Here is a 12,649-nt window from a genome sequence, read left to right as displayed (position 1 = left end):
GCCCGTTGCGGTCGTAGCAGCCGGGCATCTTCGGGACGGGACGGGTTCATGACGGCCAAGCGAGCGCTGATCACGGGTGTGACGGGCCAGGACGGCGCGTATCTGGCGCAGCTGCTCCTGCAGAAGGGCTACGCCGTCACCGGCATCGTGCGGCGCTCCAGCCACGCCGGCGTCTTCGACCATCGGTTGAAGTGGCTCGGCATCACCGACGACGTCGAGCTGGTCGACGGAAACCTGCTCGACCAATCCGCCCTTCTGCGCATCGTCCAGGCCACGAAGCCCGACGAGATCTACAACCTCGCCGCCCAGTCGTTCGTGACCTCGTCCTGGCAGCAGCCGCTGCTCACCGGGCAGGTGACCGGCCTCGGCGCGGTGCACATGCTGGAATGCCTGCGCTCGGCGGCGCCCCAGGCGCGCTACTACCAAGCCTCAACCTCGGAGATGTTCGGCCTGATCCAGGAGGCCAAGCAGAGCGAGTCGACGCCGTTCTACCCGCGCTCGCCCTACGGCGTCGCTAAGCTCTACGCGCACTGGATGACCATCAACTACCGCGAGAGCTTCGGGCTGCACGCGTCGAACGGGATCCTGTTCAACCACGAGAGCCCGCTGCGCGGCGTCGAGTTCGTCACCCGCAAGGTCACCGACGCGGTGGCGCGGATCAAGCTCGGCCGGCAGAAGGAGCTGCGGTTGGGCAACATCGACGCCAAGCGCGACTGGGGCCACGCCCGGGACTACGTGAAGGCGATGTGGCTGATGCTTCAGCAGGACCGCCCGGGTGATTACGTGATCGCGACCGGCCGGACCACGACGGTGCGGGACATGTGCGAGATCGCGTTCAAGCATGTCGGCCTGAAGGTGGACGACCACCTGATCGTCGACCCGGCGCTGTTCCGGCCGGCGGAGGTCGAGGTGCTGCTGGGCAACCCAGCCAAGGCCAAGGCGACGTTCGGCTGGGAGGCCGAGACCAGCCTCGAGGCGCTGATCACCGAGATGGTCGACGCCGACATCAAGCGCCTCAGCGCCAACGCCTGAGCCGTCGGGCTCGCCGCGAGCGGGCTCCGGATCCATATGGCGCGCATCCCCGGACGGAGAGGCGTGCCGTGAAGACCTACCAGCTCTACATCGACGGCCAATCCGTCGATCCGGTCGAGGGCTCGTGGTTCGAGTCCATCGACCCCTATCGCGGCGAGCCCTGGGCGCGGATCCCGCGCGCCGGGCGCGCCGACGTCGACCGGGCGGTGGCCGCCGCCAAGCGCGCCATGTGGGACGGCCCCTGGGCCACCATGACGGCCTCGGCCCGCGGCAAGGTCCTGCGCCGGATCGGCGATCTCGTCGAGCGCGAGGCCGAGGCGCTGGCCGAGATCGAGGTCCGCGACAACGGCAAGCTCTTCGCCGAGATGTACGGCCAGACCCGCTACCAGCCGGAATGGTGGGGGTACTACGGGGGCCTCGCCGACAAGGTCGAGGGCGCCCAGGTGCCGATCGACAAGCCCGAGACCTTCGCGTTCACCCGGCACGAGCCGGTGGGCGTGGTCGGAGCGCTGACGGCGTGGAACTCGCCGCTCCTGTTCGTCGCCTGGAAATGCGCCCCCGCGCTCGCGGCGGGCTGCGCGGTCGTGGTGAAGCCGTCCGAGTTCGCCTCCGCGAGCACGCTGGAATTCGCCCGCCTGACCAAGGAGGCCGGGCTGCCCGACGGCATGTTCAACGTCGTCACCGGCTTCGGCGGTGAGGCCGGTTCCGCCATCGTCGAACATCCGGACGTCGCCAAGATCACCTTCACGGGCTCCGACGTCACCGGGGCGAAGGTTTACGAAGCCGCTGCGCGGCAGATCAAGCGCGTCTCCCTCGAACTCGGCGGGAAGTCGCCCAACATCGTCTTCGCCGACGCCGACCTGAAGGCCGCGGCCGCGGGGGCGATCTCGGGCATCTTCGCGGCCACCGGGCAGACCTGCATCGCCGGCTCGCGCCTGCTGGTGCAGAACAGCATCCGCCAGGAATTCACCGAGCGCCTAGTCGAACTCGCCCGCACCGCCAAGCTCGGCGACCCGATGCAGGCCGACACCAATATCGGGCCGATCACGACGCCGCCCCAGTACACGAAGGTTCTCGACTACATCGCGCTCGCCAAGAGCGAGGGCGCGCGCTGCGTCTTCGGCGGCAATCCCGCCTCCGGTCCCGGCGTGCTCGGCGGCCAGTTCGTCGAGCCGACGATCTTCACGGGCGTCACCAACGACATGCGCATCGCCCAGGAGGAGGTGTTCGGCCCGGTGCTGTCGATCATCGGCTTCGAGGACGAGGCCGAGGCGCTGAGGGTCGGCAACGACGTGATCTACGGGCTCGCGGCGGGTGTCTGGACCCAGGATATCGGCCGCGCGATGCGCATGTCGAAGGGGCTGCGAGCCGGTACCGTCTGGGTGAACACCTACCGGGCGGTGAGCTACATGATGCCGTTCGGCGGCATGAAGCGCTCGGGCATCGGCCGCGAGAGCGGCATCGAGTCGATCCGTGAGTACCTGGAGACCAAGAGCGTGTGGATCTCCACGAGCCGCGACGCGCCGGAGAACCCCTTCGTCATGCGCTGAGCCCGCGGGCCGCGCCGCAATCCGTGGCGGCGCGGTCCCTAAACCGGGGCCGATTGGGCGCGGTCCGGTGGCAGCGCGAGGGATGCCAGGACGAAGCCCATGAAGAAGAGGAAGTACTGGTTGACCGACAGTTCCTCGAACATGAGCGACGGGATCAGGAACACCGCGCTGTAGGTCAGGAACGGCCCGAAGGCCGCGGGTGCGAGCAGGATCCGCCCGAGGCCGGCGACGAGCAGCAGCGCCGCGGCGATGCCGCTCTGGAGTGCCAGCGACACGAAGCCGTTGTGTGGTGTCACGAGCCCGGTCAGGGCCTGCAGCTCCTCCCGGCGGGCGACCTCGCCGACGCCGAACGGGTACTCGAGGACCAACTGGAGCGCGGTCACGCCGGACAGGAACCGCTCGTCGAAATTGCCCGTGACGTTGTGGTCCTCGGCGAAGCGCCGCTCGATCGCCTGGGACAGCGTCCCCGGCAGCGGGATCTCCCCCGTCACCGCCCAGGCCACGAGCAGGACGCCCAGGACGCCGAGCGCGGCCAGCACCGCGGGCGCCTTGAGGTTCCGCCGCATCAGCAGGCCGAGGAACAGGATCGGCATGAACAGGCCGGCGCGGTTGTTGGTGAATGGGAAGCTCGCCAGGAGGGCCGCGAAGTAGGCGAGATAGACGATCTTCAGGCGATAGCGCAGGCTGAGCAGCAGGGCCGCGGCCCCGGCCAGTGCGAAGACGTGGCCGGTCTCGTTGCCCGAGGCCCAGAGGCCGCCCTGCTTGTCCTGCACGAACAGCTTCAGCTCCTCGTCGAGCCCGTCCGTGGGAACGGCGAGTCCGAACCGGTCGAGCGGCATGCCGGAGGCGGCGAGCAGCAGGACCGCGAGGGAGGCGAGCATTCCGGCGAGCAGGCCGACGCAGAATGCGTCCTCGACGCGCCGGTCGCGGAACATCACCAGCAGGATGAACGCCTGGACCACGTAGAGCAGCAGGACGAGGGTCAGGTAGACGTCGCCCGCCTGCTTATGCGCCTTCAGCACCAACGAGGCCGCGATCAGCGCCAGGATGCCGGCGAGGGGCGCGGCCTGCCGCAGTGCCTCCGCCACGACGGCGCGGCGCAGGCCCAACCAGGGAATGAGCAGGAACGGCAGCAGGTCGGACAGGCGCTGGAACGGCAGCCCGAAGGTCGAGGTCAGGACGTTGAAGTTCAGGGCGGCGCCGAGCAGGAACACGGCGAAGCGGTCCGCGAGGAGGGACGCGGCCGGCGCGCGCGTCTCGATCGGCAACGCCTGTCCCGCCATCACCCTGCACCGTCCCCGCGCATCGGCCGCCGATGAACCCTCCGCCGGCCGCGGCCTCTAGCGGGCAGTGTCGCCCACAAAGGTTGGCGGAGGGTGCAGATCAGGCGGGGCGTCTCAGGAACAGGCCGACGGCCGTGCGGAGCGTGCCGCGCATGAAGATCCAGGCGAGGCCCAGATAGGCCGCGATCCCGATTCCGACCGCCGCGAACAGGCCGACCCGGTCCCCGAGGGCGGCGTGGATCGGCCCCTGGACAACCAGCACCAGCCCGGCCATCGCGCCGGCGCAGAGCGTGATCGGCGCGAGGAGCCGCACGAGCCGCCCGTTCGTGACCGGGACGACGCGCCCGACGCTGGCGACGATCGCGGGCGTGAACAGGTAGGCCCGCACCACGTGCCCGGCGACCAGGGCGGCGAGGCCGAAGGGCGCGGTGACGAGGGCCGCCGCGGCGCCGAGGCCGAACTGCGCGCCGGCGAGCCGCAGGGCCGTGCCGTTGCGGCCCAGGGCCGTGAAGATCATCCACAGCATCGAGGTGGCGACGAATTCCGGGGCGAGGAGCGCGAGCGTCCGCAGCACCGGCGCCGCGTCGTGCCACTGGTCGCCGAACAGGAACGGGATGAGGGTCGGGGCGACGGCCGCCATGCCGAAGAAGGCGGGCACGGCGAGGAACGCGGAGGCCTCGGTGAATCCGTGGAAGGCCGCGGCCAGCTCGCCCGGACGGTCCTGGAGGCGCGCGTAGGTGGTCAGCCCGACCGTGGTCAGCGGGATGACCGCGACCTGGCTCACGAGGTCGATGCAGCGCCACGCGAGGCGCAGGTAGCCGACATCGGTGGCGGACAGGAAGTAGGCCGCGATGACCTCCTGGCTCCGGATCGAGGCGACGAGCAGCAGATAGGTGCAGAACAGCCGCGAGCCGAACGCGATCTGCTCGCGCACGGAGGCGAGGTGCAGCCGCAGCGGCGGAATCCAGCGGGCCGCCGCCCAGGTCAGGAGCGTGGTCGCGGTCGCGGCGACGAGCCGCTGCACCACCAGGCTCCAGACGCCGTAGCCGTCGAGGGCCAGCACGAGGGCCGCGGCGCCGCCGAGCACGTTGGCGCCGAGCGCCCGCAGGGCGAGCTTGCGGAAGCCGAAGCTCCGCTGGAGCCGCGCTTCGTGGATCGCACCCGCTGCGGTGATGACGAAACAGGCGGAGAGCGCGCACAGGACCGGCCGCAGCGCCGGCAGGTCGAAGATCCAGGCGATCGGGCCGGCCAGGGCCACGAGGCCCACGGCGCACAGGACACCCGTGGCGAGCATCACCCAGAAGGCGGTGGCGGCGAAGTCCTCGTCGAGGTCGGCGCGCTGGACCACCGCGTCGGGCAGGCCGCAGCGGGCGACGATCTGCAGGATGTCGATGAAGACCGCGGCGATCGCCACCATCCCGAACTCGGCGGGCCCGATGAGGCGGGCGAGTACGAGGAACACCCCGAAGCTGAGGACCACGTTGCCGACCGAGGCCACCGCCACCCAACGCGCGGCGTCGAACGAGCGCCGCGTCACCGCGGCGCCGGAGGCGAGCCCCGGCTCCTCCTCGGCGGCGGCCGCCTCCGACAGGACCGGCGCGGCGGCGCTCACGGGCGGCTCGCCCGACGCTCGGCAACGAGTTCGGCGTAGAGATCGAGGTACTTCTCGGCGACGCGCTCCGAGGTCGATTCGCGGATGACGTGCTGGAAGGCGCGCTCGTCCGGCAGGTCACCGCGGCCGCGGGCGATCACGGTCCGCAGCCGTGCGGCGAGGTCGGCGTCGTCGCCCGGCGTGAACAGCCAGTCGGCGTTGTCCTCGCCGATCAGCTCGGGGATGCCGCCCGAGCCCGCCCCGATCACCGGAACGCCCATCGTGTAGGCCTCGTAGATCGTCCGCGGCGACGGCTCGGCCCAGAACGACGGGACGATGAGCACGTCGATCGCGCTGAGAAACTCGGCGGGTTTCGCCCAGCCGACGAAGTCGATGGGCAGGCCCTCGGCCTGCGCCTTGAACCGCTCGATCGAGTCGTCCATCGCGTGGCCGGCGACGAGGCAGCGCCAATCGCCGGGACCGATCCGCCGGAAGGCGTCGATCATCGTGCCGACCCCCTTCTCGGTGTTGATCCGGCCGAGATAGCCGAAGGTCATCGGCTGGCCGGTCCGGTCGATCCGGCGCCTGGCCTCCGGGTCGCCCTCTGGGACGGTGCAGGAATAGAAGATCACCCGGCGCCGCTCGGGCGCGAGATGCGCGAACAACCCGTGGTCGACATGGGTCTTGAGGATCTCGGTCCCGACGCTGACGACCGCGTCCACCGACCGGTTCGTGATCTGCTTGGCGGCGTTGACCACCTTGCAGCCCAGGTGCCAGCGGTCGCACGGCTTGCCGTCCCTGAACATCGCGGCGTTGCCGCAGATCAGGTCGTACTCGCAGACCGTGTGGACGATCGGGATCCCGCGCTTGGCCGCCTCGCGCCAGACGAGGGTCGAGACGTCGAGCAGCGAGTGCGTGTTGACGATGTCGGGGCGGAAATCGTCGAGGACGCGGCCGAACTCGGCCGCGACGGCGAAATTCCACTGCTGCTTGAGTTTGGCCCAGGCTCGGCCGAACCGGCTCGCCTGGGGCCAGTCCTCCAGCCAGAAATCGTTGTGGTGGGCCATGCGGTAGACGGTGACGCCGCCGCGCACGCTCTTGGGCTCGGGCTCCCGGGCGATGCAGGCCGCCGCCACCGTGTGGCCGGCCGCGACGAGTTCCTCGGCGAGGTGCTCCACCGAGCGCTCGGCGCCGCCCACGATGTAGGGCGGGTAGAGGGCGCTGAGATGCAGGATCCGCAGGGGGCCGGTCACCGCGCGCGCGGCCGCCTGATCCCTCGGGCGGTCCCGGTCCTGGGCGCGGGGTTCCTCCGAGAGGACCCGGGCGTAGCTCGACGACAGGGTGGGGGTCATCATGAACGGCACTCGCTGAGGTGCGGGCGCTCCGCGCGGGCGGAAGGCTCGGGAAGCGGTTCGATGGAGGCCGCGTCGCGGGTCGCGGCGTAGAGATCGAGATAGGCGGTCGCCACAGCGACCGGATCGGTGCCAGCGCGGATGCGTGCGGCGCGGGCGAGCCCCTCGGCGAGACGGGCCGGCTCCGCGATGATCCGGGCCATCGCGGCGGCGAGCGCCGGCGCGTCGCCGGGCGGGACCAGCCAGGGGCCGGACCCGACCTGCTCGCCGATGCCGCCGGTCGCGGTGCCGATCACCGGGACGCCGCGCCCGTAGGCCTCTGCCACCGTCCGGCCGAAGGGCTCGGGCCAGATCGGCGGGACCACGAGGCAGTCGAGATCGTCCAGGAAGGCGTCGCGCTCGGCGTAGCCCGGGAAGGTCACGGGCAGGCCCTCGGCCAGGGCTCGGTAGCGGTCCAGTCCGTCCACGGCGCGACCCGCAACAGCGAGGCGCCAGCCCGCCTCCGGCAAGCGCCGGCAGGCGTCGAGGAGGACATCGAGTCCCTTCGCACCCTCGATCCGGCCCAGATAGCCGAACCGGACCGGCGCGCCGGGCGCCCGCTTCGCCCGCGTCACCGGCGAGCCGGGCGGGATCGGGTTCCAGATCACCCGGCGCAGCGCCGGCGGCACGTGGGTGAAGAGGCCGGCCGCGAGGTGGCGGTCGAGGATGTCCGAGCCCACGGCGGCGACGGCCGTCACGGCGCGCTGGCAGCGCCGGTGCGGCGCGGCGTAGAGGCGGCACTTGAGATGCTGCTGGGCGCAGGGACGCCCGTGGCGCACCATCGCGCCGTTGGTGCAGAGGCTGGTGAAGTCGTGCAGCGTGTGCACGACCGGCACCCGGAGCCGCCGGAGCATCGGCCAGAGCGCCGGCGGTAGCTCGGAGATGGAATGCGTGTTCACGAGGTCGGGGGCGAAGTCCCGGACCGCCCGCGTCATCCGGTCGACGGCGTGGCGGTTCCACTGCGCCGCGACCTTGTAGCGGAGGCGCTCGACCCGCCCGCGCTGCGGCCAATCGAGGATGTGGAACGGCGTCCCGTAGCCGATCCGGTAAACCGTGACGCCGTCCTGCAGAACCGGTCCGCCCTCGGTCCGCGCCGCGCAGGCAACGGCGACGCTGTGGCCGAGATCCGCCTGGGTCCGGGCGAGCGTCTCGACCATCAGTTCGGCGCCGCCGACCTGCTCGGGTGCGTAGAGGGAGCTAAGGTGCAGGATGCGCATGCGGCACCTCCCGGGCGGACCGCACCGCCGCGCCGTCTTGCAGCGCGTCGAGCAGCAGCGTCTCGTAGCGGCGCGCGGTCTCGGCCCAGTCGTAGCGCCGGACATTGTCGCGGCCGCGGGCGATTAGCGCGTCCCTGAGCCCGGGCTCGTCCAGCAGGCGGCGCAGGCACTCGGTCAGCGCCGCCGCGTCGGCGGGATCGAAGGTGAGGGCGCCGCCTCCCGCGATCTCGGGCGTCGCGGAGCGGTCCGAGCAGATCACCGGACAGTCGAGGGCCTGCGCCTCCAGAACGGGCAGGCAGAATCCCTCGGCGAAGGACGGGACGCACAGGCACAGCGCGCCGCGATAGAGGGCCGCCAGCCTGTCGTCGCCGATGCCCGACAGGCGGGTCAGGGGGACCGGCGCGTCGCCGAGTGCGGCGGCGACGGCCTCGTCGGAATCCTCGCCGACGTGGACGATCCCGATCCCCGGCCTCCCGAGCGCGACCACGGCGCGCGCGAGGGTCGCGAAGTTCTTGTTGTAGAGGGCGTTGCCGACGGCCAGCACGTACGGCCCTGCCGGGACTTCGGCGACGGAACAAGCCACTGATGGGTCCAGCATGGCCGCGGACGGCACGGTGCGCGTCCGGCCGAGGAGCTGCGGATAATGGTACTCCAGATCGCGCCGTGTCGCCTCCGAGACGGCGATTACCCGGGCGCTGTTGCCGAGGACCAGGCGGAAGATCGGGTCGGTGGTCAGGGCCTCGCGGGAGCGGATGCGCTCGGGCAGGGTGCGGAAATAGAGGTCGTGCACCACGCTGACGCGGGCGCGGCCGCCGAAGGCCGCCCCGTACGGGTCGATGTTCAGCACCACGTCGACGGCGCGGGCGCGGCACAGCCGCGGGACGGCGAGGCACTGGCGCAGGACGTCGAGCAGCATGATCCGCGGCCGCGGCACCGTCACGACCTCGACGCGGTCGCGGATCGACGCCGGCAGCTGGTCGCGGCGCCACGGGGAGCGGAGCACCACTGCGAAGGTGCCGCGCGCGACCAGGCCGGCGATCACCCGGAAGGCGACGAGCGCGACGCCCGACGGCCGACCGGCATGCTGGCTCGGCATGTTGACGAGGACGCGCGGCATGGCGGGTCTGACGGCTCCGAACGGGAGGGGGGATCGCCGGCCCGTCAGGCCCGGCCGGCGACCTGGAGGATGATGTCGGCGAGATCGCGCTGCATGCGCTCCGCGCCGTAGCGGGACAGCGCCCGCTCGCGCGCAAGCGCGGCGCGCGCCCTGAAGGCGCCGGGATCGGCGAACAGCGCCGACAGGGCCGCCGCGAGGCGATCCGACCGACGCGGCGGCACCAGCGTCCCGGCCGCGCCGCCGTCGAGGATCTCAGTGGACGCGCCGGCGTCGGTGGCGATCACCGGCACGCCGACCAGCATCGCCTCGACCAGGGTGCGGCCGAACGGTTCGGGATCGACCGAGGGGTGCACGACCACGTCGACCGCCTGCATCAGCCGGGGGACGTCGTCGCGCTGTCCGAGGAACAGCACCCGGTCCGAGAGGCCGCGCCGCGCCGCGAGGTCGCGCAGGTGCGCCGCGTAGGCATCCTCGCCGAAGAGCGGCGCCCCGACCACGACGCAGCGGAGGCCGGACAGGGTCGCCAGCGCCTCGATCAGAACGTCCTGCCCCTTCCAGGGCGCGAGGCGGCTGAAGACGCCGATGAGGGGGCCGTCCGGCAGGCCGAGTTCCGCGCGCAGAACGGCGGCGGAGCAGGGTGCCGGATCGACGTCGAGGCCGTTCGGCACGACGCGGATCAGCGACCGGCGCCCGCCGGCCTGGACGAAGGCCCGCGCGGCGGCCTCGGAGGGAACGATCACCCGGGCGGCGCAGAGATTGGCGAGCCGGATCTGCAGGATGCGCTGCGCCCGGCCGAAATGCGCCTCGTCGAGGATGTCGTGGAGGTGCCAGATCAGGGGGCGCCCGGCGGCGCGCGCGGCCAGAGACGCGAGCAGGAAGGCCTTCTGCGAGTTGGCGTAGACCACGTCGCAGGACCGGGCCGATCGGGCGATCTCCAGCGCCAGGAAACCGAGCTGTCCCAGGACCGGTAGCGCGCTCAGCGGTGACACGTCCCGCCGGAGGCCTGCCAGGGCGGACCGGCGGCGCGCGAGACGGATCTCCAGACCCGCGTCGCGGAGGGCCGCGGTCAGCGCGCCGTCCTCGAACAGGAAGGCGCTGGAGCCCGCCCAAGGCCGGACGGCGTCGCAGAGCACCAGCTCGGCACCGGACATCGTTCCGGTATGGCTCACGAACAGGACTCGCGGCCGCGCGGCGACAACGGACCGCGCGGCCTGCGCCCGGTCTAGGAGGCCGCGCTTCGCGAGCGCGTTGGCGGGGAGCACTTCGGTCATCGCGCGCTCGCGGCCGTGCGGGGATCGGGCAGCGGCATCACGTCGTAGGTCGACTGGATGCCCGGGCGGACCATCGTCATGGCGATCCCGAGGACGTGTCCGCCGGCGCGGCGCAGGTTCGCCACGGTCTCGACCGTATCGGAGAGCTGCGAGCGGCCGTAGCGGGCGCAGCAGAGCACGCCGTCGACGTGGCGGGCCAGCATCGCCGCATCCATCAGGAGGCTGGTCGGCGGGGTGTCCAGGAGGACGAGGTCGTAGCGGCGGCTCCACTTGAGGAAGTCGGCCATCCGGTCGCCCATCAGGAGCTCGGTCGAGTCGGCCGTCGGCGTTCCCGCGGGGATGACGTCGAAGCGTCCGGCCTGGACCACCACGTCGGCCGGGTCGATCTCGCCGCGGAGCACGCCGCCGAGGCCGGGGCCGCGGCCGAGTCCTAGGGAGGCCTCGAAGTTCGGGCGCCGCAGATCGCACTCGACCACCAGCACCCGGCGGCCGCTCGCGGCGCCGATGCCGGCCAGCGCGAAGGCCGTGAACGACTTGCCCTCCCTCGGCTTCGCCGAAGTCACCAGGATGACGCGGGACTTGCCGGCGCCCGCCAGCACGAGATGGGCGTGCAGGTTGCGCAGGACGTTCTGCATCACCGGGTCGACCCGCGCCCGCGCCAGGGCCTCCGCGAGGTCGAGCTCGCGCTGCCGCTCGGAGAAGCGGCCGACGAGGCCAGCAGGCTCCAGGCTCGGCAGCTGCGCGAAGACCGGGGCGCCGGTGCCGGCCATGAGCTGCGCCGAGGTGCGCACGCGCCGGTCGGTGTAGTCGCGCAGCAGCGCGGCGGCGGCCGCGAGCACGCCCGCCAGCACGATGCCGCCCGCCAGGAACGGCACGGCCTTGGGCGAGAACGGCTCCTGCGGCAGCTCGGCGAGGCTGACGAGCCGCGTGCTGCCGGTGAGGATGCGCCGCTCGGTCTCCAGCTCGCCCGCCCGCTTGACCAAGTCGGCGTAGCGGGTGCGCTTGATCTCGGCGTTGCGCACCATGCCCTCGATCGAGGCCTCGTCGTCCATGGCGGCGGCGGCGTCGGTCTTCGCCGTCTCGAGCTGGGCGCGTAGCGACTTGGCCAGGGTGTTCGAAGCCTCGTAGGACTTGCGCAGGCCCTTGGCGACGTTGCCGATCTCCTGCTCGATCCGCGCGCGCAGGCTCGCCTGCTCGGTCTCGAGCGCCCGGATCGCCGGGTGGTTCGCGCCCAGCAGGGTGCTCTGGTTGGCGAGCTGCGCGCTGACGCCGCTGAGCTGCTGCTTCAGCGAGACGATGGTCGGGCTTGCCAGGACGGCCGGGGCGCTGTCGGCGCCGCGGGCACCCTTGGCCTCGATCTCGGAGAGCCGCGCGGCCGCGTCCGCCTTGGCGGTCTCGGCCGCGGCGAGCTGCTGGCTGATGCTGGTGAGCCGCTCCGCGCTGATCGGGGCGAGCGAGCCCTTCAGCAGGCCCTTGCGGCGCCGGAAGGTCTGGATGCGGGTCTCGTCGGCCCGGATCGAGGCGTCCAGCTGGCTGATCTCTGTGTGCAGCCAGTCGGCCGCCGCCTTGCGGCTCGAGGCCTGCGCCTCGCGCTGGTCGTCCAAGAAGGCGTTGATCAGGCCGTTGGCCATCGTCTGCGCCGTCTCGGGCAGCGGCGACTTGTAGCCGATGGTGATGATGCGCGAGCGGCCGGAGCTCAGGACCGTGTAGCGCTTCTGCAGGTACTCGACGAGCGCGTTGCGGTCGGTCGTGAGCTTCGTGCAGGCGGCGTCCTTCTTCTCGCTGATCCGGTCGGGATGCCCGCCCGAGGCCGCGTATCGGCACTCGGCCAGCACCGCGGCGACGAGGTTGTCGTCGATCGCGAGGCGCAGGAGCCGCGGCGAGCGGATCACCAGGATCTGGCTCTCAATGTCGGCCGGGTCGCCGATCTTCTGGATCCAGGCCATCGAGGCGTTGTTGGCGCCCGGTTCCGCCTCGGCCACGATGACCGAGCCGCTCGCCACGTATTGCCGCTGGATCATCAGCAGGGCGGTCACGGCGAGGCCGAGGACGGTGGCGAACACCGCCGCGAACAGGTAGCGGCGCTGCCAGATCCGGGCGAGGGCCGCGGCCAGCGGACCGCCGCGCGCCGGCTCCTGGGCGAGGGCGCGAACCGGCGTCCGGTCGGCCAGATCGACAGTCAGGAAGGACATGCGGC

9 protein-coding genes are annotated in these 12,649 nt (G+C 72.0%); 2 read left to right on the top strand and 7 right to left on the bottom strand.

Features of this window, described 5'->3' with window-relative positions; translation table 11 throughout:
• Positions 1-48: 48 nt before the first annotated feature.
• A complete protein-coding gene (gene gmd, locus ASG32_RS01600; RefSeq protein ID WP_056521760.1) occupies positions 49-1,032 on the top strand; it encodes a GDP-mannose 4,6-dehydratase in 984 nt (327 codons plus the stop codon).
• Positions 1,033-1,100: 68 nt separating this feature from the next.
• Positions 1,101-2,582 (top strand): aldehyde dehydrogenase, encoded by a 1,482-nt coding sequence (locus ASG32_RS01595; protein ID WP_056521757.1) that lies wholly within the window; start codon positions 1,101-1,103, stop codon positions 2,580-2,582.
• A 38-nt stretch (positions 2,583-2,620) separates the two neighbouring features.
• Here the strand turns inward: ASG32_RS01595 and ASG32_RS01590 are convergent, their stop codons facing one another.
• From ASG32_RS01590 to ASG32_RS01560, 7 genes are all read right to left on the bottom strand, one after another.
• Positions 2,621-3,850: an O-antigen ligase family protein gene (locus ASG32_RS01590; protein WP_244491763.1), complete on the bottom strand. Its 1,230-nt coding sequence runs from the start codon at positions 3,848-3,850 to the stop codon at positions 2,621-2,623.
• Between the two features lie 115 nt (positions 3,851-3,965).
• Complete coding sequence (locus tag ASG32_RS01585; RefSeq protein ID WP_056521751.1) at positions 3,966-5,477, bottom strand: lipopolysaccharide biosynthesis protein; 1,512 nt, start codon at positions 5,475-5,477, stop codon at positions 3,966-3,968.
• Positions 5,474-6,697 (bottom strand): glycosyltransferase family 4 protein, encoded by a 1,224-nt coding sequence (locus ASG32_RS01580; RefSeq protein WP_056522266.1) that lies wholly within the window; start codon positions 6,695-6,697, stop codon positions 5,474-5,476. The genes ASG32_RS01585 and ASG32_RS01580 overlap by 4 nt, the downstream gene beginning before the upstream one ends.
• 110 nt (positions 6,698-6,807) lie before the next feature.
• Complete coding sequence (locus ASG32_RS01575; RefSeq protein ID WP_056521749.1) at positions 6,808-8,064, bottom strand: glycosyltransferase family 4 protein; 1,257 nt, start codon at positions 8,062-8,064, stop codon at positions 6,808-6,810.
• On the bottom strand, positions 8,045-9,181 hold the full coding sequence (locus ASG32_RS01570) for a glycosyltransferase family 1 protein (RefSeq protein WP_056521746.1): 1,137 nt from the start codon (positions 9,179-9,181) through the stop codon (positions 8,045-8,047). The genes ASG32_RS01575 and ASG32_RS01570 overlap by 20 nt, the downstream gene beginning before the upstream one ends.
• A 44-nt stretch (positions 9,182-9,225) precedes the next feature.
• On the bottom strand, positions 9,226-10,452 hold the full coding sequence (locus ASG32_RS01565) for a glycosyltransferase (protein ID WP_199866065.1): 1,227 nt from the start codon (positions 10,450-10,452) through the stop codon (positions 9,226-9,228).
• Positions 10,449-12,644: a polysaccharide biosynthesis tyrosine autokinase gene (locus tag ASG32_RS01560; protein ID WP_056521743.1), complete on the bottom strand. Its 2,196-nt coding sequence runs from the start codon at positions 12,642-12,644 to the stop codon at positions 10,449-10,451. Before ASG32_RS01560 ends, ASG32_RS01565 begins: the two co-directional genes overlap by 4 nt.
• Positions 12,645-12,649 lie beyond the last annotated feature (5 nt).

This window comes from Methylobacterium sp. Leaf361 (assembly GCF_001424445.1).
Lineage (GTDB): Bacteria > Pseudomonadota > Alphaproteobacteria > Rhizobiales > Beijerinckiaceae > Methylobacterium.
The sequence above is the reverse complement of the archived record's forward strand: the minus strand, read 5'-3'. Positions and strand labels throughout refer to the sequence as shown.

Bases quoted from the DNA above. Each gene is read 5' to 3' on its own strand.
- ASG32_RS01575 (WP_056521749.1), bottom strand. From the start codon at position 8,064: ATGCGCATCCTGCACCTTAGCTCCCTCTACGCACCCGAGCAGGTCGGC.
- ASG32_RS01560 (WP_056521743.1), bottom strand. From the start codon at position 12,644: ATGTCCTTCCTGACTGTCGATCTGGCCGACCGGACGCCGGTTCGCGCC.
- ASG32_RS01570 (WP_056521746.1), bottom strand. From the start codon at position 9,181: ATGCCGCGCGTCCTCGTCAACATGCCGAGCCAGCATGCCGGTCGGCCG.
- gmd (WP_056521760.1), top strand. From the start codon at position 49: ATGACGGCCAAGCGAGCGCTGATCACGGGTGTGACGGGCCAGGACGGC.
- ASG32_RS01565 (WP_199866065.1), bottom strand. From the start codon at position 10,452: ATGACCGAAGTGCTCCCCGCCAACGCGCTCGCGAAGCGCGGCCTCCTA.